The 21,697-nt window shown below is 74.0% G+C and carries 23 protein-coding genes and 1 riboswitch; of the genes, 12 read left to right on the top strand and 11 right to left on the bottom strand.

Annotated elements, in window-relative coordinates:
- Positions 1-71: 71 nt before the first annotated feature.
- Positions 72-1,181, bottom strand: a complete 1,110-nt coding sequence (locus Q7L73_RS24920) for a medium chain dehydrogenase/reductase family protein (RefSeq protein WP_304695259.1) — start codon at positions 1,179-1,181, stop codon at positions 72-74.
- Positions 1,182-1,277: 96 nt separating this feature from the next.
- On the opposite strand from Q7L73_RS24920, the gene Q7L73_RS24915 reads away from it, so the two are divergent.
- Both Q7L73_RS24915 and Q7L73_RS24910 read left to right on the top strand, forming a co-directional pair.
- Positions 1,278-2,087 carry a TetR/AcrR family transcriptional regulator gene (locus Q7L73_RS24915; RefSeq protein WP_304695257.1) on the top strand — a complete coding sequence of 270 codons (810 nt, stop codon included), beginning with the start codon at positions 1,278-1,280 and terminating at the stop codon, positions 2,085-2,087.
- Entirely contained in the window at positions 2,084-2,434 is a 351-nt protein-coding gene (locus Q7L73_RS24910; RefSeq protein WP_304695255.1) for a cupin domain-containing protein, read from the top strand. Before Q7L73_RS24915 ends, Q7L73_RS24910 begins: the two co-directional genes overlap by 4 nt.
- Positions 2,435-2,509: 75 nt before the next feature.
- On the opposite strand, the gene Q7L73_RS24905 is transcribed toward Q7L73_RS24910, so the two are convergent.
- Positions 2,510-4,606: an MMPL family transporter gene (locus tag Q7L73_RS24905; protein WP_304695254.1), complete on the bottom strand. Its 2,097-nt coding sequence runs from the start codon at positions 4,604-4,606 to the stop codon at positions 2,510-2,512.
- A gap of 77 nt (positions 4,607-4,683) precedes the next feature.
- Between Q7L73_RS24905 and Q7L73_RS24900 the strand changes: the two genes are divergently transcribed.
- Entirely contained in the window at positions 4,684-5,277 is a 594-nt protein-coding gene (locus Q7L73_RS24900; protein ID WP_304695252.1) for a TetR/AcrR family transcriptional regulator, read from the top strand.
- 9 nt (positions 5,278-5,286) lie between these two features.
- On the opposite strand, the gene Q7L73_RS24895 is transcribed toward Q7L73_RS24900, so the two are convergent.
- Complete coding sequence (locus tag Q7L73_RS24895; RefSeq protein ID WP_304695250.1) at positions 5,287-5,661, bottom strand: hypothetical protein; 375 nt, start codon at positions 5,659-5,661, stop codon at positions 5,287-5,289.
- 122 nt (positions 5,662-5,783) lie between these two features.
- On the opposite strand from Q7L73_RS24895, the gene Q7L73_RS24890 reads away from it, so the two are divergent.
- Positions 5,784-6,191: a VOC family protein gene (locus Q7L73_RS24890; RefSeq protein WP_304695248.1), complete on the top strand. Its 408-nt coding sequence runs from the start codon at positions 5,784-5,786 to the stop codon at positions 6,189-6,191.
- Here Q7L73_RS24890 and Q7L73_RS24885 read toward each other — a convergent pair.
- Positions 6,188-6,823: a GNAT family N-acetyltransferase gene (locus Q7L73_RS24885; RefSeq protein ID WP_304695246.1), complete on the bottom strand. Its 636-nt coding sequence runs from the start codon at positions 6,821-6,823 to the stop codon at positions 6,188-6,190. The two genes, Q7L73_RS24890 and Q7L73_RS24885, sit on opposite strands and share 4 nt — an antisense overlap.
- A 66-nt stretch (positions 6,824-6,889) precedes the next feature.
- Here Q7L73_RS24885 and Q7L73_RS24880 point away from each other — a divergent pair, with 66 nt between their 5' ends.
- Both Q7L73_RS24880 and Q7L73_RS24875 read left to right on the top strand, forming a co-directional pair.
- A complete protein-coding gene (locus tag Q7L73_RS24880) occupies positions 6,890-7,807 on the top strand; it encodes a hypothetical protein (RefSeq protein WP_304695244.1) in 918 nt (305 codons plus the stop codon).
- A gap of 212 nt (positions 7,808-8,019) precedes the next feature.
- The gene (locus tag Q7L73_RS24875; RefSeq protein ID WP_370552461.1) at positions 8,020-8,394 is read left to right on the top strand and encodes an RNHCP domain-containing protein; all 375 of its coding nucleotides are present in this window, start codon (positions 8,020-8,022) and stop codon (positions 8,392-8,394) included.
- A gap of 78 nt (positions 8,395-8,472) precedes the next feature.
- Here the strand turns inward: Q7L73_RS24875 and Q7L73_RS24870 are convergent, their stop codons facing one another.
- The 5 genes from Q7L73_RS24870 to Q7L73_RS24850 form a co-directional block, all read right to left on the bottom strand.
- The gene (locus Q7L73_RS24870; RefSeq protein WP_304695240.1) at positions 8,473-9,528 is read right to left on the bottom strand and encodes an LLM class flavin-dependent oxidoreductase; all 1,056 of its coding nucleotides are present in this window, start codon (positions 9,526-9,528) and stop codon (positions 8,473-8,475) included.
- 38 nt (positions 9,529-9,566) lie between these two features.
- Positions 9,567-11,024: an NADP-dependent phosphogluconate dehydrogenase gene (gndA, locus tag Q7L73_RS24865; protein ID WP_304695238.1), complete on the bottom strand. Its 1,458-nt coding sequence runs from the start codon at positions 11,022-11,024 to the stop codon at positions 9,567-9,569.
- A gap of 47 nt (positions 11,025-11,071) precedes the next feature.
- Complete coding sequence (locus Q7L73_RS24860; RefSeq protein WP_304695236.1) at positions 11,072-12,883, bottom strand: arylsulfotransferase family protein; 1,812 nt, start codon at positions 12,881-12,883, stop codon at positions 11,072-11,074.
- Between the two features lie 88 nt (positions 12,884-12,971).
- Complete coding sequence (locus Q7L73_RS24855) at positions 12,972-13,931, bottom strand: SDR family NAD(P)-dependent oxidoreductase (protein WP_304695234.1); 960 nt, start codon at positions 13,929-13,931, stop codon at positions 12,972-12,974.
- Positions 13,928-14,767: an SDR family oxidoreductase gene (locus Q7L73_RS24850; protein ID WP_370552462.1), complete on the bottom strand. Its 840-nt coding sequence runs from the start codon at positions 14,765-14,767 to the stop codon at positions 13,928-13,930. The genes Q7L73_RS24855 and Q7L73_RS24850 overlap by 4 nt, the downstream gene beginning before the upstream one ends.
- Positions 14,768-14,871: 104 nt before the next feature.
- Here Q7L73_RS24850 and Q7L73_RS24845 point away from each other — a divergent pair, with 104 nt between their 5' ends.
- Positions 14,872-15,465: a TetR/AcrR family transcriptional regulator gene (locus Q7L73_RS24845; protein ID WP_304695230.1), complete on the top strand. Its 594-nt coding sequence runs from the start codon at positions 14,872-14,874 to the stop codon at positions 15,463-15,465.
- 65 nt (positions 15,466-15,530) lie between these two features.
- Complete coding sequence (locus tag Q7L73_RS24840; protein ID WP_304695228.1) at positions 15,531-17,309, top strand: diguanylate cyclase; 1,779 nt, start codon at positions 15,531-15,533, stop codon at positions 17,307-17,309.
- Here Q7L73_RS24840 and Q7L73_RS24835 read toward each other — a convergent pair.
- Positions 17,306-18,529 carry an EAL and HDOD domain-containing protein gene (locus Q7L73_RS24835; protein WP_304695226.1) on the bottom strand — a complete coding sequence of 408 codons (1,224 nt, stop codon included), beginning with the start codon at positions 18,527-18,529 and terminating at the stop codon, positions 17,306-17,308. The two genes, Q7L73_RS24840 and Q7L73_RS24835, sit on opposite strands and share 4 nt — an antisense overlap.
- A gap of 176 nt (positions 18,530-18,705) precedes the next feature.
- On the opposite strand from Q7L73_RS24835, the gene Q7L73_RS24830 reads away from it, so the two are divergent.
- Positions 18,706-18,924 carry a hypothetical protein gene (locus Q7L73_RS24830; RefSeq protein WP_304695224.1) on the top strand — a complete coding sequence of 73 codons (219 nt, stop codon included), beginning with the start codon at positions 18,706-18,708 and terminating at the stop codon, positions 18,922-18,924.
- Positions 18,879-19,679, top strand: a complete 801-nt coding sequence (locus Q7L73_RS24825; RefSeq protein WP_304695222.1) for a sigma-70 family RNA polymerase sigma factor — start codon at positions 18,879-18,881, stop codon at positions 19,677-19,679. Before Q7L73_RS24830 ends, Q7L73_RS24825 begins: the two co-directional genes overlap by 46 nt.
- Before the next feature lie 82 nt (positions 19,680-19,761).
- Here the strand turns inward: Q7L73_RS24825 and Q7L73_RS24820 are convergent, their stop codons facing one another.
- Positions 19,762-20,430, bottom strand: coding sequence for an alpha/beta fold hydrolase (locus Q7L73_RS24820; RefSeq protein WP_304695220.1), 669 nt, complete (start codon positions 20,428-20,430; stop codon positions 19,762-19,764).
- Positions 20,431-20,518: 88 nt separating this feature from the next.
- Here Q7L73_RS24820 and Q7L73_RS24815 point away from each other — a divergent pair, with 88 nt between their 5' ends.
- Both Q7L73_RS24815 and Q7L73_RS24810 read left to right on the top strand, forming a co-directional pair.
- Positions 20,519-21,268, top strand: coding sequence for an SDR family oxidoreductase (locus tag Q7L73_RS24815; protein ID WP_304695219.1), 750 nt, complete (start codon positions 20,519-20,521; stop codon positions 21,266-21,268).
- 80 nt (positions 21,269-21,348) lie between these two features.
- Positions 21,349-21,414: riboswitch (cobalamin riboswitch) on the top strand.
- Between the two features lie 62 nt (positions 21,415-21,476).
- Positions 21,477-21,695 carry a CbtB domain-containing protein gene (locus Q7L73_RS24810; protein WP_304695217.1) on the top strand — a complete coding sequence of 73 codons (219 nt, stop codon included), beginning with the start codon at positions 21,477-21,479 and terminating at the stop codon, positions 21,693-21,695.
- Positions 21,696-21,697: the final 2 nt, after the last annotated feature.

Here is a 21,697-nt window from a genome sequence, read left to right as displayed (position 1 = left end):
GGGCGGGCGACGGCGGGCGCGGGCGGCGGGCGCGGGCGGCGGCGGGCGCGGGAGGCGGCGGCCGGCGGGGCTCATGCGCCGGCGAGCAGCACCACCTTGCCGGTGTTGCCGCCCTGCTCGGCGAAGCGGAGCGCGGCGGCGGCGTCGGCGAGCGGGAAGCGGCCGGCGACCTGCGCTCTCAGCTCGCCGTCGGCCAGCAGCGCGAACAGACGCGTGAGGTCTTCTCTCAGCTCTGCGCGGTAGCGCGCGGGGCGCAGCCTGCGGCCGGCCCAGAGGTTGAAGAAGAGCGCCCTGCGACCGTTTGGCAGCAGGTTCCAGAGCGTCAGGCGGCCGAGCAGCTTCAGCACCGGCAGCCGCGGGTTGCCGGGCTCGTCCTTGGTCGCGGCGGTGCCATAGGAGACGAGCGTCCCGCCGCGCGCGAGCATCCGCCACGACGCCTCGATGCCGGCGCCGCCGACGTGGTCGAAGACGGCCGCGACGCCGTCGGGCGCCAGCTCGCGCACGCGTGCCGGCACGTCCTCGGCGCGGTAGTCGACCGCGATCGCACCCAGCGCGGCGACCCCCTGCTGCTGTCTGCCGCCGGCGACGCCGATCACGCGCACGCCGGCCGCGCGGGCGAGCTGGACCAGCAGCGAACCGACCCCGCCCGCCGCGCCGAGCACGACGATCGTCTCCCCCGCGCTGACCTTCGCGCTGCGGTGGAGCATCCGCTGGGCGGTGACGCCGTTGACGATCGCGGTCTCCGCGGCGACCGCGTCGAGGCCGTCCGGCAGCGGCACGAGGTCGGCGCGGTCGAGCACGACCCGCTCCGCCCAGGCACCGGTTCTCGTCAGCGCCGCGACGCGCATGCCGGGGCGCAGGCCGTCGCCCGCGCCAGCCGCACCGCCGTCCGCGCCCGCCGCGCCGCTGCCCGCGCCCGCCGCGCCGCTGCCCGCGCCCGCCGCCTCCGAGCCTCCGCCGAGCCGCTCGATCACGCCGACGAGGTCGTAGCCGGGGACGAACGGGAAGGCCGGCTGGTCGTAGTACTTGCCCCGCCGCATCTGCTGTTCGGCGAACGAGACGCCGGTCGCCTCGACGCGCACGAGCGCCTCGCCGGCACCCGGCTCGGGCAGCTCCCGCCGCACCGCGCGCAGCGTCTCCGGCGCACCGATCGCGGGCAGTTCAATCTGAAGCGTACGCATGATCCACATCCCTTGGTATCGACTCTTCACTTGAGTTAGAACCTATAACATTTCTAGCACGACTAGCACAACGCAACATGGTGTTACGATGTTCGAATGCCGACCGGAAGCGATGCGATCGAGCCGCTCAGCCGCCGTGAGCGTCTGCGCGCCCAGACCCTCGACGAGATCAAGCAGCACGCGCTGGCGCAGGTCGCCGAGGGTGGCGCCGGTGCGCTGTCGCTCAACGCGATCGCAAAGGCGATGGGGATGTCCGGTCCGGCGATCTACCGCTATTTCGCCGCCCGCGAGGAGCTGCTCGGCGCGCTCGTGACCGACGGCTACGGCGAGCTGGCGGAGGTCGTCCGCAGCGCCGCCGCGATCGGCCCGCGCCGCGCGCCCGCGCGGCGGTTGGCGCAGGTGGCGGACGCCTACCGGGCGTGGGCGCTTGCGAACCCGTACCGCTACGGCCTGCTGTTCAGCGTCCGCCCGCCCGGATACGCCGAGCCAGGGGAGGCGATCTCCGCGATCCAGCCGGCGATGGGAACGCTGCTGGAGCTGCTCGGGCGGGTCGCGAAGGGGGCGGCCGACGCCCGCGCGAGGGGCGCGGGCGGGGCGGGCGCGGGCGGGGCCGGCGGGGCGGGCGCGGGCGCGGGCGTGCCGTCGCCGAAGCTCGCGGGGCAGCTCCGCCGCTGGGCCGGTGCGCGCGGCGAGGACGAGACGGCGGCGCCGGCGCTGCTGCTGCTCGGGGTCCTCACCTGGACGCGGCTGCACGGGATCGTGACGCTGGAGCTGGCCGGCGTCGTCGGCGACATGGGGCTCGACGGCCGGCTGCTCGTGCAGGCGGAGCTGGAGACGGTCGTCGCAGCCGCCGCGAGCGGCATCATCCCCTCTCCCGCCACCGCAACGAGAAGGAATCGCCGATGACCGCCACTCCCCCGTTCGCCGTCCACGTCGCCGACGTCGAGCTGGAGCACGCGCCGCTGCCGGCCGAGCAGGTCGTCTCCGGCGATCCGACCGTCGCCGCGCGCGAGCTGTGGCGGGCGCCGGCCGGCGCCGTCAGCGCGGGCGTCTGGGAGATCGGCGAGGGCGTCTCGACCGACGTCGAGGCCGACGAGCTGTTCGTCGTGATCAGCGGCCGCGCGACGATCGCGTTCGCCGACGGCCGCGTCGTCGAGGCCGGCCCCGGCGACGCCGTCGAGCTGCGCGCCGGCGACAGAACGACCTGGACCGTCCACGAGCGCCTGCGCAAGGTCTACGTCGTCGTGGAGTAGGCGGGCGTCAGCGCGGGGCGCGGGGCGCGGGGCGTCTGCGCGGGGCGCGGAGCATCTGCGCGGGGCCGCCGGGCGTCAGCGCACGTCGCCGTCGTCGCGCGCCGGCCGCGACGGCCACCAGACGCGCTCGCCGACGTCGTGCACGAGTGCCGGCACCAGCACCGAGCGCACCAGCAGGGTGTCGAGCAGAACGCCGAACGCCACCACCGTGCCCAGCTCCGTCAGCAGCACCAGCGGCAGTACCGCGAGCGCGGAGAAGGTGCCGGCGAGGACGACGCCCGCGCTCGTGATCACGCCGCCGGTCACCGCCAGCGCGGCGAGCACGCCCCGGCGCGTGCCGCGCCGCGCGGCCTCCTCGCGCGCCCGCGCCATCAGGAAGATCGTGTAGTCGATCCCGAGCGCGACGAGGAAGACGAACGCCAGCAGCGGCAGCGCCGGGTCGACCGCCGGCAGGTCGAGCACGTGGCCGAAGATCACCACCCCCGCCCCCAGCGCGGCCGCCGCCGACAGCGCCGTCGCGGCCAATAGCAGCAGCGGCGCGACGACCGCGCGCAGCAGCGCGATCAGGATCAGCAGCACGACCAGCAGCGTCAGCGGCGGGATCGCGAGGTTGTCGCGCTCGGCCGCCTGGCGCAGGTCGTACGACTGTGCCGTCTGGCCGCCGATCAGCGCCTCCGGCGCGACCGCGTGGACCGCCGCGCGCAGCCGCGGGATCGCCGCGACAGCCCGCTCCGAGAAGGGATCGGAGGCCAAGACGACGCTCAGCTGGGTGCCCGGTCTCCCCTCCTCCGTGCGCTGGATCCCGGCCGCCGCGTCGCTGCGCTCCACCGCCGCCCGCACCGCCTCGACGTCGCCGCCCGGCGGCACGATCACGCTCGCCGGCGCCGAGCTGCCCGCCGGGAAGTGCTCGGCCAGCAGCGCCTGCCCCGTGACCGCCTCCGGGTTGCCGCGCAGCTGCTGCTCCTGCGTCAGCGAGGTGTCGATCCCGGTCAGGCCGAGCGCGAGCACGGCCAGGATCGCGGTCGCGCCGAGCCACAGCCGCCGCGGATGCGCCTCGATGCGGCGGCCGAGCGCGTGCCAGATGCGGTGCTCGCGCGGGTCGTCGGCGGGGTCGCGCGGCGTCGCGGCGCCAGGCGCGGACGCGGCGACGACCCGCGGCACGTACGGCCAGAAGGCGCGGCGGCCGACCAGCACGAGCGTCGCGGGCAGCACCGTCAGGCTCAGCAGCAGCGCGAGCGCGACGCCGACCGCGCCGAGCGGGCCGATCGAGGCGGTCGAGTCGACGTCGGCCAGCACCAGCGTCAGCAGGCCGGCGATCACCGTCCCGCCGCTGGCGAGGATCGCCGGGGCGGCGCCGCGCAGCGCCGCAGCCATCGCGCGGCCCGCGTCCTCCTCTCGCCGCAGCTCCTCGCGGTAGCGGGCGACGAGCAGCAGCGCGTAGTCGGTCGCGGCGCCGAAGACGAGCACCGACAGGATGCCGGCGTTCTGGCCGTTGATCGTCAGCCCGGCCTCGCCCAGCAGCGCCGCCATGCCGCGGCTGGCGCCCTCCGTCAGCAGCACCGTGAAGAACGGCACGAGCCAGAAGATCGGCGAGCGGTAGATCAGGATCAGCAGCACCAGCACGAGCCCGCCGGTGACCGCGAGCAGGCGCGTGTCGGCGCCGGCGAAGACGTCCTTCAGGTCGGTTGTGAAGCCGGCCGGGCCGGTGACCGCGGTCTCCAGCCCCGGCGGCGCGTCCGTCAGCGCGGCGCGCAGTTCCTTCACCGCTTCGGCGACCGCGTCGCCGTCGCCAGCCCGAAGCGGCACCGGCAGCAGCGCGGCGGCGCCGTCGCGCGCGAACGTGACCGGCGGCAGCCTGTCGACGGCCAGCGGCAGCGAGCCATCGGCGGCGGCAGCGCGCCCCCGCGACAAAGCCGCTCTGTCCGCCCCCGTCAGCCCGCCGTCGCGCGCGGCCACGACGACCGCGGGCGAGACGTCACCGGAGGGGAACTGCCGCGCCGCCTCCAGCGCCGCGACCGACTCGGCGCCGCCGGGCAGGAAGTCGGCGGTGTCGCTCTTCTGGACCTGCTCGAGCTTGCCCGACTGGGAGGCGAGCCCGGCCGCGAAGAGGATCCCGACGAGCGCGACGAGCAGCTTCGAGCGGCGGCCGGTGGAGAGCAGCAGCAGACGCATGGCGGTTAGGTGACTCCGACTGTCGAACTGGCAGTGACTGACATCTTAGGGACCTGGCCAGCAACTACCCTCTGCCCGTGACCGCGACACGGCCGACCCTCCGCGAGCGCAACCGCGCACGGGCCCGCGCCGAGATCGTCGCCGCCGCCCGCCGGCTGTTCCTGCGGCAGGGCTACGCCGCGACCTCGGTCGAGCAGGTCGCCGCCGAGGCCGGCGTCGCGCCGCGGACCGTCTTCCGCCACTTCCCGCGCAAGGAGGACCTCGTCTTCCACCGCCACGCGGAGGAGCTCGGCCGCTTCCGCCGCCTGCTCGGCGAGCAGCCGGCCGACCGGCCGACGCTCGACGCGCTCGTCGACGCGCTGCTCGGCCTGCTGAGACTGGAGCAGCACGACGACGAGCCGGCCGAGGAGCGCGGCGAGCTGCTGGCGCTGCTGGAGCGCGAGCCGGAGCTGCGCCGCCGCGACGAGGCGCTCGTCGCCGACCACCACGCCGCCGTCGTCGACTTCCTCGCCGCGCGCGGCGCCGACGCCCAGCGCGCGGAGCTGCTCGCCGGCAGCTTCATGGGCGCGATCGGCGCCGCCCGGCGGCTCGTCACGCTGCAGCCGCGGACGCCGCCGCGTGACCATCTCGCGGCGGCGGTGTCGCTGCTGCGCGACCTCGGCTGGCCTTAGAACCTGTTCTCAGCCCGAGGTCGTCTGCATGTAGTTGTGCCCGACGGTCGCTCTGCCTTTGCTGCAGGTGACCGCGGCACCGAACGAGGTCGGGCCGCTGTTGCGCTGCTCGCGGCAGGCCCAGCCGTCGGCGACCTTCTTGACGCAGCGGCCCGAGACGCCGTTCTTCAGGCGGCACTTCTGGAACGCGGTCGCGACTCTGTACGAGGTCGCGCAGGTGACGCCCTTCGCTCTGAACAGCGTCCAGGTGCCGTTCGTGCCGGGGTACGGGTATCTCGCCACCGGCGGTATCGGGCAGACCTTGGTCGTGGCCGCCGGCGACGCGGCCGGGGCGATTGCGGCAGCCAGACCGGCCGCGAGGAGAAGTCCGACGATCGTGCGCATGCGCGGCACCGTAGCGGCTGCGGTGCGACGAAGCGCCGGGATTCGGGAGATCCACGTAGACGGGCGCGCCAGCTCTCCCGCCGGCCGCGATGAGTTTCGCGGCGGCCGCCGGTCTTGGGGGCATGAGCGAATCAACGCAGGCCCCCACCACCGTCACGAACATCGGCGTCGCGATGTTCTCCGTCGCCGATCAGGACGCGGCGATCGCCTTCTACACCGAGAAGCTCGGCTTCGAGCTGCGCAACGACGCCAGATTCGGGCCCGAGCTGGACCACCGCTGGGTCGAGGTCGCGCCGCCCGGCTCGACCGCGCGGCTCGCGCTCAACCCGCCGATGGGCAACCCGCCCGGCGGCGGCGGGATCGGGATCGAGACGACCGACGTGATCGCCGAGCACAAGCGCCTCACCGCGATCGGCGGGATCGACCTCGACCCGGAGCCGCAGCCGATACCGGGCGCGCCGCTGCTGTTCATGCTGCGCGACCCCGACGGCAACCACATCGCCGTCGTGCAGGTGCCGGCCGCGTCCTAGTTCCGCGTTGCCTCGGGCGCAGTCTCTGGGTCTGTCAGACCCAGAGACTGCGTCTGGGACGCAGCGGGCGGGCTCGCGGCCTCGCTCGGCCGCGACGCGCCGGCGGTCGCGACCCAGTCGTCGATCGGCTTGTCGGCGTAGGCCAGCCGGATCTGGCCGTCGTTCTCGTCCAGGTGCGGCCCGCGGTCGGTCAGGCCGAGCCGCTGCGCGACCCGCCGCGACGGCTCGTTGTGGGCGACAACCCAGGCGATCACCGGCACGTCCGGGTCGGCTGCCCGCGCCGCCGCGATCCCCGCTCTCGCCAGCTCGGTCGCATAGCCTCTGCCCCACGCGTCGGTCGCGATCCGGTAGCTGAGGTTCCACGAGCCGCTGGCGTGACGCTGCGCGCCGCCGACCCCGACCACGCGCCCGCTCGCACGCTCGCGCACGGTCCAGTAGCTCAGCCCCTCCTCCCAGCGCTCTTCCGCGCGGGCGGCGAATCTGCGCGTCCGCTCGGGCTCGTCATGGCGGTTGATCGGATCGAACCACCAGCCCTCGGGGTCGCTCATGATCGGGTACAGCTCGTCCGTGTCGGCTTCCGCGGTCGGACGCAGGTCGAGCCGCTCGGTGATCACCTGACGGGGGGAGGTCACACATCCGAATGTAGCGCCGCCGGTCGGTTAGGCTCGCGCAGCACACCTACAACAAGGGGGATAGCTGTGCCTGTCTGGGTCCTACGGTCGCTGCTCGGGCTCGCGCTCACCGCGCTCTCGCTGACAGCCGCCTCCACCGCCGTCGCGCAGATAACGCCGACGAGCGCCGCCTTCCTCGCCTCGAGTACCACCACCCTGACGATCACCTCACCGGTCGCCACGGTCAACTGCACCGGCGTGACGCTCGCCGGCACCACGCCCGCGAGCGAGAGCGCCACCTCGATCGCCGTCTCGTCCGCTTCCTTCAGCGGCTGCAGCTCGACGCTCGGCTCCGCGACGGTCACCGCCACCGGCGGCTGGTCGATCGGCCTGCCGTCGCTCAGCAGCTCGCCGAGCAGCGGCGCCGCCTCGCTGACGCTGCCCGCCGGCTCGATCAGCGCAACGCTCGGCGGCGGCCTCTGCACGATCAGCAACACGGCCAGCGTGCTCTCCAGCGGCGTCGTCTGGAACGACGGCGGCGCGCTCAACGACCGCAGCCAGCCGCCGGCCGCGTCGATCACGCTGACGAGAGCGGCGACGCTCAACCTCACGACCAGCTGCCTCGGCGCGACGACCGCGACCGTCAGCGGCGCCTGGTCGGTCTCCAACAGCGACGCGCCGATCGCCTTCTGGGCGGCCGCGGAGAAGTACAGAACCGACCCCAACCCGCTCAGATATCCCGACACGACGGCGAGAGCGGACTCGACGAGATCGTCGCGCTTCTACAACAACACCGGCGACGACGTGACGATCGAGTCGATAGAGGTCGAGGGCGACAGAGTCTTCTCCGTCTCGTCCGGCTTCATAATCGACGCCAACTCCTCCGCACCGGTCGACGTGAAGTTCAGCCCGACGGCTGCCGGTGACTACAGAGCGAAGCTGAAGTTCAAGGACAGCGGCGGCAACGTCATCTTCACGCTGCAGGTGAGCGGCAGAGGCAGATGAGCCGAGCGCCCGGTGCTCGGCGGTCGCCGTTCGAGCACCGGGTCCGCTACCGTCCGAGCCTGATGACTGCCGCTGCGGACATCGTCGCGCTGCTCCCCGCTCGCCAGATCGCGTAGCCGATCTCCCGAGCCGGTCGGTCCCTGCCCTCGCCGGCGGGCCGTCGATGCGCGCGACCTCGTCTCGTGTCCGCATCGTTCATCCGGAGGTCTCCCTTGTCGCGCAACCAGCGACAGCGCGGCTCACGCCGCGTGCCACGCCCGTTCCGCTGCCGCCGCTGCGGCCTCGACATCCCCGCCGAGGCGCCCGGCACCGCCCATCGCAACCACTGCCCCAGCTGCCTCTGGAGCCGTCACCTCGACGACGCGACGCCCGGCGACCGCGCTGCCGACTGCGGCGCGGCGATGGAGCCGATCGCCGTCTCGGTGCGCGGTGACGGCGAGTGGGTCCTCGTCCACCGCTGCTCCGGCTGCGGCGAGCTCGATCTCAACCGCATCGCCGGCGACGACAACCCGCTGCTGCTGACGCGGCTGGCGGTGCGGCCGCTGGCGCAGCCGCCCTTCCCGCTCGACCTGCTGGCGCGCCTGTGAGGGCGCGCCGGCGGGGCGGCGCCCTGCTGGCGCGCCTGTGAGGGCGCGCCGGCGGGGCGGCGCGCCGCCGAGCGGCGCTCAGGCCGGGCTCGGCTCCGTCTCGCCGGCCGGCTCCCAGCCGATCGCGGGGGCGATCTCGCGGGCGATCGTCTCCAGCAGGCGGGCGTTGTACTCGACGCCGAGCTGGTTGGGGACGGTCAGCAGGATCGTGTCGGCCTCGGCGACCGCGACGTCCTGGGCGAGCTGCTCGGCGAGCACGTCGGGCTCGCCGACGTAGCTCTTGCCGAAGCGGGCGACGCCGCCGTCGAGGTAGCCGACCTGGTCCTCGTTCTCGCCCGCGCCGCCGCGGCCGCCGAAGTAGCGGCGGTCCTCGTCGCTGACGATCGGCAGCACGCTGCGGCTGACCGAGACGCGCGGCGTGCGCTCGTGGCCGGCCGCCGCCCACGCCTCGCGGAAGAGCGCGATCTGCTCGGCCTGGAGCTGGTCGAAGGGGACGCCGGTGTCCTCGGTCAGGAGCGTCGAGGACATCAGGTTCATGCCCTGCTCAGCGGTCCATCTGCCCGTCGCGCGTGTGCCGGCGCCCCACCAGATGCGGTCGGCGAGGCCGGGCGACTGGGGCTGGATCGCGAGCACGCCGGAGGGGTTGCCGCGGCCGTCGTCGCCGTGCACGACGCCGGCGCCGGCGATCGCGGCGCGGAACAGCTCCGTGTGGGCGCGGGCGAGGTCGGAGTCGTCCTCGCCCTCGGCCGGCACGTAGCCGAAGGCGCGCGCGCCTCTCAGCGCCGGCTCCGGCGAGCCGCGGCTGACACCGAGCTGCAGGCGGCCGCCGGCGATCAGGTCCGCCGCGGCGGCCTCCTCCGCTGCGTACAGCGGGTTCTCGTATCTCATGTCGATCACGCCGGTGCCGATCTCGATCCGGCTCGTGCGCGCGCCGATCGCCGCCAGCAGCGGGTACGGCGCCGCCAGCTGGCGGGCGAAGTGGTGGACGCGGAAGAAGGCGCCGTCGATGCCGATCGCCTCCGCCGCGATCGCCAGCTCGATGCTCTGCACGAGCGCGTCGCCCGCCGTGCGCGTCTGCGATCCGGGCACCGCCTGGTAGTGCCCGAAGGAGAGGAACCCGATCCGCTTCTTCATCTCTCGAACGTAGCGCACGCCCCGCGGGCGCCCGCGGCTCAGTGCGTCGAGGGCTCCGTCTCGATCTCGGAGCGGTCGCCGGACCAGAGCGTGTGGAAGGTGCCGTCTCTGTCGACGCGCTTGTAGGTGTGGGCGCCGAAGAAGTCGCGCTGGGCCTGCACGAGCGCGGCCGGCAGGCGCTCGGAGGCGAGCGAGTCGTAGTAGGCGAGCGCGGAGGAGAAGCCGGGCACCGGGATGCCCGACAGCGCCGCCTTCGCGACGACGCGCCGCCAGGCCGCCTCGCCGTCGCGCACGGCGGCCGCGAAGTAGGGGTCCTCCAGCAGCGTCTCCAGCGACGGGTTGCTCTCGTACGCCTCGACGATGCGGTTGAGGAAGCGGGCGCGGATGATGCAGCCGCCGCGCCAGATCTTCGCGATGCTGCCGAGGTCGATCCGCCAGTCGTACTCCCTCGCGCCGGCGATGATCGCGTCGAAGCCCTGCGCGTAGGCGACGACCTTCGAGGCGTAGAGCGCGGCGCGCACGTCGTCCTCAAAGCCGTCGCCAGCCTCCTGCAGCGCGGGCCGCCCCTGCAGCGTCGCGCGCACGGCCTCGCGCTGCGCCGGCTTGCTCGACACCGCGCGCGCGAAGACCGCCTCGGCGATCCCGCCGACCGGCACGCCGAGCCCGACCGCGTTCTGCACCGTCCAGACGCCCGTCCCCTTCGAGCCGGCCTCGTCGAGGATCACGTCGACGAGCGGTCTGCCGCTGGCGGCGTCGCGCTGGCGCAGCACCTCGGCGGTGATCTCGATCAGGTAGGACTCGAGGTCGCCCTCGTTCCAGGTCGCGAACACCTCCGCCAGCGCCTCGACCTCGTGGCCGCCGACCCGCCGCAGCAGGTCGTACGACTCCGCGATCAGCTGCATGTCGGCGTACTCGATCCCGTTGTGGATCATCTTCACGAAGTGGCCGGCGCCGTCGGTGCCGACGTGCGTGACGCACGGCTCGCCCTCGGCGACGGCGGCGATCGAGGCGAGGATCGGGCCGAGCGTCTCGTACGCCTCGGCCGAGCCGCCGGGCATGATCGACGGCCCCTTCAGCGCGCCCTCCTCGCCGCCGGAGATGCCGGCGCCGACGAAGTTCAGCCCGCGCTCGCGCAGCTCCCGCTCGCGCCGGATCGTGTCGTGGAAGTTGGCGTTGCCGCCGTCGACGATGATGTCGCCCTGCTCGAACCGCTCCGCGAGCTGCTCGATCACCGCGTCGGTGCCCGTGCCGGCCTGCACCATCACGATCGCCGTGCGCGGCTTCGCCAGCGAGGCGACGAAGTCGTCGATGCTCTCGCTGGCGACGAAGCCGGCGTCGGAATGGTCGGCGAGCAGCGTGCGCGTGCGCTCCGGCGAGCGGTTGTAGACGGCGACCGTGTTGCCCTCGCGGCTGGCGAGGTTGCGGGCGAGGTTGGACCCCATCACCGCGAGGCCGACGACCCCGATGTTCGCGACGGACGTGCTGCTCTGGCTCATCGGTTCTTGATTCCTTCGGTGGCGGGCCGGTGGCGGTCGCCTTCATCCTAGGCAGGTCGCACGGCCGCCAATCGCGAGGTCGCCAGGACCGTCCCGTCGGCCGCCAGCGCGCGCACCGCGACGACCGCCGTCGCGGGCGCCTGCAGCAGCGTCTCGAACGAGCGCACCCCCGCCGTCGCGAGCGGCTTCAGGTCCGCCTCCGACGTGCCGCCGAGCAGCTGCCAGCGGGCGACGGCGGTCGCGCCGTTCCAGCTCGCGTAGACGCGCATGCGGCCGCCTGGCGCGGCGGACGCGGCGACGTCGGGCTGCGAGTCCGGCGTCGCGCTCCAGGGGAAGCGGTAGGCGCGGTAGGACTCGACGCCTCTCGGATAGGTCGCCTCCAGCAGCGGCGCGCCGTGCGGCGCGAACTCGGTCAGGTGCGGCTGGCTGCCCCAGCCGACGAGCGCGTCGCCGCCCGGCAGCGTCTGCACGTTGCCCTGCGTGCCGGCGAGCAGCGTCGGCGCGTGGCTCCACTGGTGCACGAGCCGCACCGTTCTGCGGCGCAGGTCGAGCCGCAGCCCGATCGCGCGCGACTGCTTGCCGGCGCCGGGCGTCGGGCCGTCGTCGAAGACGGTGATCGTGCCGTCGGCCGTGGCGCGCGCGTCGTGCTGCCAGGAGAAGCTCGCGCCCGCGCCGGCCCTGAAGCTGCTGCGGGTGCCGCCGAGGCGCCAGTCGACGTCTCCGCTCGCCCGCGCGACCCGGTAGACGCCCCAGGTGTTGCGGGCCGAGATCAGCAGGTCGCCGCCGGGCAGCTCGCCGATCGAGTTGAGGTGGAAGTAGTCGTACAGGTGGCCGTCGACGCGCGGCGCTCTGATGTGCGACTCGGCGACGCCGACGTGGTCGAGGCTGTGCCACTCGAACAGGACGAGACCGCTGCTGACGTCGACCTCCTGCACGACGTCGTCGTAGACGACCGCGCGTCTGCTGCCGCCGGCCGCGGAGGCGTCCCAGACGACGGGCGTCGCGGCCGCCAGCAGCGCGGTGCCGCGCGGCGTCAGCAGGAACTCGTGCAGGTCGGCGCTGAGGCCGTTGCCGGCGTGGACGGTCGCGACCGCTCTGTAGGAGCTGTCGTAGATCTCCCCCACGCCGCTGCCGAGGCCGAGGTTGTTGACCCCCTGCCACCAGGTCACGACCGGTCTGCCGGCGTACTGCTGCACGCGCACGTCGAGCGCGAGCTGGTCGTCGCCGAGCGGGTGGAACCAGACCATCCGGCCGGAGGCGTCGACGATCATCGGGCCGATCTGGCCGGGCCCGTGCTGGTAGGGCGCCGAGAAGAGGCCGAGGAAGAGGCTGCCGGGCGCGGTGCGCGCGCCCCTGGCGGCCTTCACGACGACGCGCGGCGGCACGAGGTCGTGGCGCGAGTGGAAGCGGGCGACGCCGCTGCCGCTCAGCGTCGCGGGCGGGATCGCCATCGCTCTCAGCGGCGGGCCGGGGGTCGCGATCGTCCAGCCGAAGTCGCCGTTGCGGGCGCCGGCCACGTTCAGCGTCGTGCGCACCGTGACGCTCTCTCCCGCCGTGAACGGCCGCTCGGGCACGAAGCTGGCGCCGTCTCCGTCGGGATGGGCGACCAGTCTGCCGTCGTGGCGGCCGCTGCGCGAGCCGGTCACCTCCAGCGGGCCGACCGCGGCCGGCGCGACGCCGCGCAGCGACAGCTGGGCGCCGGCCTCGACCGTGCGCGCGCCGGGGCTCGGGTAGGCGCTCACGGGCGCGGCCTGCGCCGCGCGGGCGGACGGGACGGCGGGCACGGGCGCGGCGGCGGCCTGTGCCGCTGCCGGGAGCGCTGCCGCGACTCCCGCGACGGCCAGCAACTGCTTGATCATCGAACTGCCTCCAGGGTTCGCGCCGTGCGGGGCCTGCCCGGCGCTTCCCCTGGAAACCGGCGCGCAGCCGGCGAGTTGCGGCGACCGCCTACGCGACCGCGCGCTCCGACAGCTCCCACAGCCGCGCGGCGTTGTCCGCGTCGAGCGCGTACGGCGCGACGCCCCAGTGGCCCTCGCGGTGGTCAAGCAGGCGTGCCTGGTTGCAGTCCTCGAAGTAGCGCCCGGAGACCCCCTCGACGAGCGGCGAGGCGGCCAGCAGCACGCTCGTGGCGGCGCCCTGCGCGGTGCTCTTGAGCTGCATCGCGCTCGGGTCGGCGGCGGCGAGCGCCTTCGCTCTCTCCATGTACTCCGGCGGCAGGTGGCGCTGCAGCGGCGTCTCGATCCCGCCCGGCATCAGCGCGTTGGCGACGATCCCGTCGCGCGCCCAGCGCTTCGCCGCCTCGACCGCGAGCAGCACGTTGGCGGTCTTCGCCTGCCCGTAGGCGAGCCACGGGCCGTAGTCGCGGAAGCGGAAGTTGATGTCGTCGAAGATCACCGGCGAGCGCAGGTGACCGGTCGAGCTGACCGCGACGATGCGCGCGCCGCCGGCCGCGGTGAGCGCCGCGTGCAGCAGCGTCGTGAGCGCGAAGTGGCCGATGTGGTTGACGCCGAACTGGCGCTCCCAGCCGTCGCCGACCAGCTGCTTCTCCGGCACCGCCATCACGCCGGCGTTGTTGACGAGGATGTCGAGCGGCCCGTCCCAGGACGACGCGAAGGAGCGCACCGAGTCGAGGTCCGCCAGCTCCAGCAGCCCGATCAGCGGCGCGGCTCTGCCCGTGCTCGCGGCGACGTCGGCGGAGACGCGTCTGGCGGCGTCGAGGTCGCGCGCGGCGATCGTCACCTCCGCACCGGCGCCGGCGAGCGCCCGCACCGTCTCGACGCCGATCCCGGAGGCGCCGCCGGTGACGATCGCGCGCTTGCCGCTGAGATCGACGCCGGCGAGCACCTCGGCGGCCGTCGAGGTGGCGCCGAAGGGCGTTCTGATCAGCTCCTGCTCGATGGCGCTCATGCCGTCACCTGCTCTCCCTGGGCGCGGTGCGCGAGGTCGGCGTGCGCCTCCCACTGCTGCAGTCGCGCGGTGTATTCGGGCTTGATCAGCTCCAGCGGCGCGTCGCCGAGGAACAGCCGCAGCGGCGGCTCCTGCATGTCGACCAGCTCGAGGATCACGGCGCCGGTCGCCTGCGGGTCGCCCGGTCTGCTGGCGACGCCTCTGAGGCGCGAGAAGCGGCGCTCGCGGACGCCGTCGTACTCGCTCAGCTGCTCGGCGCGGGTCGCCGACGGACCGGACCAGTCGGTCGTGAAGCCGCCCGGCTCGACGAGCGTGACGTGCACGCCGAACTCCTCCAGCTCGCCCTGCAGTGACTGGCTGAGGCCCTCCAGCGCCCACTTCGAGGCGTGGTAGAGGCCGAGCACCGGGAAGGCGTGGACGCCGCCGATCGAGGAGACCTGCAGGATGTGGCCGGAGCGCTGCCGGCGCAGGATCGGCACGACCGCCTGCGTCACCCACAGGGCGCCGAAGAAGTTCGTCTCCAGCTGCGCGCGCGCCTGCTGCTCGGTGACCTCCTCGACGGCGCCGAAGAGGCCGTAGCCGGCGTTGTTGACGACGACGTCGAGTCTGCCGAAGCGCGCGTGCGCGGTCGCGACGGCGGCGTCGACGGCGGCCTTGTCGGTGACGTCGAGCGGCAGCGTCAGGACGTCGTCGCCGTAGCGCTCGACGAGCGCGTCGAGCGACGACACGTCGCGGGCGGTCGCGACGACGGCGTCGCCGCGCTCCAGCGCGGCCTCGGCCCAGACGCGCCCGAAGCCCTTCGACGTGCCGGTGATGAACCAGACCTTGGACATGATGTGTGGATTCTCCAGTCGGAGTACACTCGAAGCGGAGGCAACCTCCGTTTCACCTGGAGCCACCGTAGCACGCAACCGGAGGCTCCCTCCGCTTATTTCACGAGATGAGCACGACCAAACCACCCGGAAAGCCCCTTCGCGCCGACGCGCAGCGCAATCGCGACAAGCTGCTCGCGGCCGCCGCCGCGCAGTTCGCGAGCGCCGGTCCCGACAGCTCGCTGGAGGCGATCGCGAAGGCGGCCGGGGTCGGCGTCGGCACGCTCTACCGCCACTTCCCGACCAAGGACGCGCTGCTCGCCGCCGTCTACCGCCAGGAGGTCGAGCAGCTGCACGCCGCGGCCGCCGAGCTGCTGCGCGCCAATCCGCCCGACGAGGCGCTCGCGCTGTGGCTCGACCGCTTCGTCCTCTACGCCGCCACCAAGAGAGGGATGGGCGCCGCGCTGCGGGCGCTCGTCAACTCCGGCGAGGGAATCGGGATCGACGTCAGAGGGCTCCTGCTGGACGCGATCGGGACGCTGTTGAAGGCCGGAGTGGCGGCCGGTTCGCTGCGCTCCGACGTCGACGCCTGGGACGTCCTGCGGGCCACTGGATCGGTCTGGCAGATGCCCGACGAGGCGGACTGGCAGGAACAGGCCAGACGCCTGCTGCGGCTGCTGATGGACGGCCTCCGCCACACCGGCGGGGCCAGCCAGACCTAACGCTGTTCACAAAGCGCTAAAGCTCTGCGCGGAGCGGGCCGATTCCCCGGTTGGTGACTCTCCGCATGCTGGTACCGCAGCGCACTGACGCGTCCGACGTCCGCATCGCCGCCCGGCGGCTCGCTCCCTTCGCCCTCTGCGGGCTTGTCGCGTTTGCGCTCGTGCCCTTCTCCGGCGCGATCGCCGTGCGCTGGCCGGAGGTCGCGATCGCCTTCGCGATCACCTCGCTGCTCGGCGTGCTGGCGCTGCTGAAGCCGTCGCTGACCGAGCCGCGCCACGCAGACGCCGGCGCGCTCGTCGCGCTCGTCGCGATCGCGCTGCTGCGCGACGGGACCGGCGGCGCCCGCGGCGGCTACGGGATCACGGTGATGGTGCCGGTGCTGTGGGTCGCGCTCTACGGCACCCGCCCGCAGCTGTGGCGGCTGCTGTTCGCCGTCGCGCTGATGTTCACCGTGCCGCTGGTCGCGATCGGCGAGCCGCGCTACGCCGCGACCGGCTGGCGCAGCGTCCCGCTGACGCTGCTCGCCAGCACGCTCGTCGGCGTCGTCGTGCAGGAGCTGCTCGCGCGCGAGCGCCAGAGCAGCGACCTGGTGCAGGCCGAGCACGCCCGCTCGACCGCGATCCTCAGCTCGATGCGGGAGGGCTTCGCGCTGACGCGCGACGGCGTCATCGTCGACGTCAACCCGGCGCTGACCGCGCTGACCGGCTTCACGCGCGACGAGCTGATCGGCGCGCGCACGCCGTTCCCGTTCTGGCCGCTGGACCAGATGGCCGCGCTGCAGCGCGTCAGGGCGCAGATCAAGGCCGAGCGGGGCGGCACCTTCGAAACGACCTTCAGACGCGCCGACGGCAGCCGCTTCGTCGCCGAGGTGACCGCGGTGCCGGTGCCGCAGCCCGACGACGGCTCGACCGTCTTCCTCAACACGATGCGCGACGTGACCGAGCGCCGCGCCGCCGAGCAGGCGATGGAGGAGCGCGGCGAGCAGCTCGCGCAGCTGGCGACCGTGACGCGCGTGATCGCGCACGCCAACCCCGACGACGCGCGCGAGACCGTCTGCGGCCTGGCGCTGCGGATCAGCAACGCGACGACCGCGCAGATCCGCCAGCTCGACGAGACCGACGACCCCGACGCGCGCCGCGCGATCGACACGCGCACCGCCGTCTTCCTCCCCACCGGCCCGCACGGCGCCGACGCCGAGCTGTTCCAGCCGATCCTCGACGAGGGCCGCGCGATCGGCGTGCTGGCGCTGACCTGGACGACGCGCAAGCAGGCGCTCGACGCGTCCGAGACGCACCTGCTCGAGCTGCTCGCCAACGAGGCGGCGGTCGCGCTCGTGAAGGCCTCCGCGCACGCCGAGCTGGAGCGGCTCGTGCGGACCGACCCGCTGACCGGGCTGCCGAACCGGCGCGCGCTGGAGGAGCACCACGAGCGCGAGCTGGCGGCGGCCGCCCGCAGCGGCAGGCCGCTCTGCCTCGCGATCATCGACCTCGACCGCTTCAAGGACTACAACGACACGTACGGCCACCCTGCCGGCGACGCGCTGCTGCGCGCGGCAGCCGCCGGCTGGAGCGCGCGCCTGCGCGCGACCGACGTGCTGGCGCGCTGGGGCGGCGAGGAGTTCTGCCTGCTGCTGCCGGGCTGCGACGAGGCCGGCGCCTGCGCGCTGATCGAGCAGCTGCGGCCGGTCGTGCCGCAGGGCCAGACCTTCTCCGCCGGCGTCGCGCTGTGGACGCCCGGCGTCGGCGCCGAGCAGCTGATCGCGCAGGCCGACGCCGCGCTCTACCGCGCCAAGCGCGACGGTCGCAACCGCACGGCGACGGCGCTCGGGGCGCGGGCGGCCTAGAACAGCCGCGTCGGCGGCTCGCCGCTCGCCTGCTGGCGATAGACGTGCGCGACCTGGCTGTCGTCGACGCGCGCGCCGGCGAGCGGGGGCGTGCCGTGCTCGAACGCCAGCAGCGCCTGCAGCAGCTCGCCCTCGGGCCCCTCGCCGTGCAGCAGCGCGCGCACGATCGCCGGGTGCAGCCGCAGGCCGCTGAGGAGCTCCGGCATCGGCGTCGCGGTGATCGCGTCGAGGACCGAGAAGAGGCCGACGATGTAGGCGCGGTCGGCGTCGGCGCCGGCGATCTCCTCCGACAGCGCCTCCGCCGCGCGGGCGCGCACGCGCGCCGTCTCCAGCAGCACGTGCGGCACGTCGGGCATGCCGGCGATGCCGAACAGCAGCGCCCAGCGGCGCACCTGCGCGACGCCGAGCAGCGCGAGCGCCTGGCGCAGCGACTGGATCGGGTCGTGCGGGGCGACGAGCGCGGAGTTGGCGAAGCGCAGCATGCGGTGGCCGATGCCGGCGTCACGGCGGACGATCCGCTCCAGCTCGTGGAGCGAGACGTCCGTGTCGGTCGCGGCCAGCTCGCAGAGGGTCGTCAGCGCCGCCGTCGGCACGGTGCGGCCTCTCCACGTCTCCGGGCGCTCGTAGAAGTAGCCCTGGAAGGCGTCGAAGCCGAGCTGCATGCAGCGCTGGTGCTCCTCGGCGTCCTCGACCTTCTCGGCGATCAGCGCGACGCCGCGCGCCTTCAGCCGCAGCGCGGCCTTGGCGAGCTGCGCGGGGTCGTGCTCGCGCACGTCGAGCTTGACCCACGAGGCCAGCTCCAGCAGCGCGTCGTTGGAGGCGTCGTGGACGAAGTCGTCGAGCGCGATGCGGAAGCCGGCGGCGACCGTCTCGCGCAGCACGTCGAGCAGCTCCTCGTCGACGAGCTGGTCCTCCAGCAGCTCCAGCACGACGCGGCCCGGCGCGAGCGGCAGCGGCCGCTGGCGCAGCAGGAAGCTGCGCGTGACATTTATGAAGGCGCGCGTGCCGCCGACGAAGCTGGCGAGGTCGACGTCGCCGAAGGCATGCAGGATCACCGACGCGGTGGCGGCGTCGGGGGCGCTCAGGACGGTGTCGATCGGCCGGCACAGCAGCTCGTAGCCGAGCGTGCGGCCGGCGCGGTCGAGGATCGGCTGGCGCGCGACCGCGAAGTCCTGCGTCAAGGTGCCGGAGGCGATCGATGCGCTGTCTTCCCGCTCCACATCCATGTTGGTCGGCGCCGCTCACGATTTATTGACCGGTCTGGGGGTGAGGCCTGTCACATGGGCGGTCGAACAAACGCTGAGGCGGAGCATGCGATGGGGCGAACCCGACAGCCGTTTCCACAGCTGAGGCACGGGTAGGCGAAGAGCAGAGGCAATCGCACAGGAGGCCCACAATGGCGAAGATCCCCCATCCCCACGACGCCCTCGAGCCGGTCGCACAGGCCAACCGCAGATGGAATCCGATCGCCCGTCGCAGAGCGGCGCGCGAACGCTCGCACAAGCTCGCGCTCGCCGGCCGCGGCGGCGCGCTCGTCGCCGCAGTCGGCGCGCTGGCGGCCGCCTTGACGTGGCGCGCCCGTCACCGCCACAACCAGCACGCGCAGCCCGCCTGATCTGCGCTGCCCGCTCGCCGTGCGACTGCTCCGCACGGCGAGCGGGTACTCCCCTGCGCACGGCTCGCGCGTCGTCCCAACGGCCCGCTCGTCGTTGCTGCCAGGCAGGAAGGGATGCGCTCGCGCGTCGGGCGTGGATCCGGCCGCCGGAGTGTTCGATCCCATCGCCCAGGGAGCTCCCGCATGAGAGCGGCCACAGATTCGGCGCCTACGCGATCCCGACGATCACCGGTGAGCTGCGCCGCCACTTCCGCGACACGACCTGGGCGGTCCACGTCCCGCGCGGGATGCAGGAGGACGCGCTGCGCGTGCGCAAGGCGACGCAGGCGCTGACCGAGCGCGGCGGGCGCGCTCCGACCGTCGGCGAGCTGTGCGCCGAGACCGGCCTCGACGCCGAGCAGGTCGCCGAGGCGCTGCAGGCGCAGTTCGCACGCGAGACGAGCTCGATCGAGCGGCCGGTCGGCGGGGGCGACGGCGACGACGACGGGCTGCTGCTGGGCGACACGCTCGGCGACGAGGACGGCGGCTTCGACCTCGTCGAGCACCGCGCCTCGATCGCACCGCTGCTGGCGGCGCTGAGGCCGAGCGAGCGTGAGCTGCTGTTCCTGCGCTTCGGCCGCGAGCTGACGCAGACGCAGATCGCGGCCCACTTCGGCTGCTCGCAGATGCACGTCTCACGCGTGCTGCGGCGGGTGCTCGACAGACTCGGCGCGGCCGAGCGGGCGGCGTTGCGGGCGGGCGAGCCTGCGCGCTAGTAGCGGCGGTGGCCCGACGGCGGCGGCGTCAGATCGGCGCGCGACGTGCCGTCGGAGCGCCGCTTTCGGGATCGAGGCGGCGTCAGCGCGGCAACCCGGCGTCGAGCCGCTCCGCCAGCTCGGCAGGCCGGCTGAGATGGACGCAATGACTGCCGTCGATCTCCTCCGGCTCGACGTCGAGCCGCTCGCGCACGACCGCGCGCATGAACGCCGGCGGGAAGAAGCGGTCGTCGCGGCAGAGCAGGAAGCGGACGTCGGCGGTCCCCATCCCGTCGAGCGGGAACGGCTCGGCGAGCGCCTTCTCTGCCTGGTCGCGACCGGCCGCCAGCGCGGCGACCGCCTGCTCGTGCGGGACGTCGTGGAGGAAGCGCTCGAGCTCGTCGAGGCCGGCGAGATGGGCGGTCGCGTCGGGGAAGCCGGTCGCGCCCCACCACGCGTCGGCGGTCTCGCCGGGGAGCGGGACCATCGCGGTCACGAAGACGAGCTGGCCCGCGCCCAGGCGCGCCGCCGCGAGCGGGGCGAAGAAGCCGCCGAGCGAGTGCGCGACGAGCACGACCGGGCCGCTGTCGGCGCGCGCCTCCCCCACCGCCGTGACGATCGCGTCGGCGTAGTCGTCGAGGCCGGCCTCGGGGTCGTCGCAGGGCAGGTCGGGCGCCGCGGTCCGGTGGCCGCGCGCACGCAGCTCGCGCGCCACCCCCTCCCACGCCGCACCGACGTCGCCGGCGCCGTGCACGAATCCGAACGTCGCCATCGTCGTCCTCTCTGTTGCCATCCGCCACCTGAGACCGGCGGCGAGGAAACTCATCGGCGCTCGAAGCGAGACGTGGCATAACAGTGCCATGAGCGTCTCCGAGCAGCATCCCAGCCGCGTCGCGATCGTCACCGGCGCCTCCGGCGGCATCGGCGGCGCCGTCGCGACCCGCCTCGCCGCCGACGGCCAGGCGATCGTCGCCGCCTACTCCGGCAACGCCGAGCCGGCCGTCGCGCTCGTCGCCGCGATCGCCGCGGACGGCGGCCGCGCGGTCGCGGTCGGCGCCGACCTGTCCGGGCCCGAGGGCGCGGCCGCGCTGTTCGACGCGGCCGAGCGCGAGTTCGGCGGCGTCGACGTCGTCGCCCACGCCGCCGGCGTGATGCCGCTGCCGACGCCGCTCGCCGAGTTCGACTGGGAGCAGGTCGAGCGGGTCGTGCGCGTCAACGCGCTCGGCACGCTCGCGATCGCCCAGCAGGCCGTGCGGCGGCTGCGCGACGGCGGCGCGCTGATCACCTTCTCCTCCAGCGTGCTCGCGCTCGGCTTCCCCGGCTATGCGCCGTACGCCGCCTCCAAGGGCGCCGTCGAGGCGCTGACGCCGATCCTCGCGCGCGAGCTGCGCGGCCGCGACGTGACCGTCAACTGCGTCGCCCCAGGCCCGACCGCGACGCCGCTGTTCCTCGACGGCAAGGACGAGGCGACGATCGCCAGACTCGCCGCGCAGCCGCCGCTGGAGCGGCTCGGGCTGCCGGCGGACTCCGCCGAGCTGGTGTCGTTCCTGGCCGGCCCGGGGCGGTGGGTCAACGGTCAGCTCGTGCGCGTCAACGGCGGGATCGTCTAGCCGCGCGGGGCGAAATTGTCCGAGCGGCGCTCCGGCGCTCCGATTCGCGGGTATCATGCCGCCGACGCGTGGCGGTGCGAGGAAGCCGGTGAGAGACCGGCGCGGTCGCGCCACTGTGATCGGGCCCCAGCCCGTCAGCCAGACACTTCGCCGCCCACGCCTGGCCCATCCAGATAACGGGACGCCCGATCCCGAGGAGGTAGCGAGCATGTCCGACACAGCCGTTGAGCGGGGTTCCGCTCGGATCCCCACCCCGGTCGTCTCGCCGCGCGAGCTGCTGCCGTGGGCGATCGCCGTCAGCGTCCTGATGCTCGTGCTCGTCTACTTCGTCGGCAGCGAGGAGGGCGCGCTGTCGCTCATCTCCGGCACGAGCGTCCACGAGTTCGTGCACGACGCGCGCCACCTGCTCGGCTTCCCCTGCCACTAGGC

It is taken from the genome of Conexibacter sp. CPCC 205762 (assembly GCF_030646155.1).
Classification (GTDB): domain Bacteria; phylum Actinomycetota; class Thermoleophilia; order Solirubrobacterales; family Solirubrobacteraceae; genus Conexibacter.
Note: the sequence above shows the minus strand (reverse complement) of the source record. Positions and strands in the feature narration are given on the sequence as shown.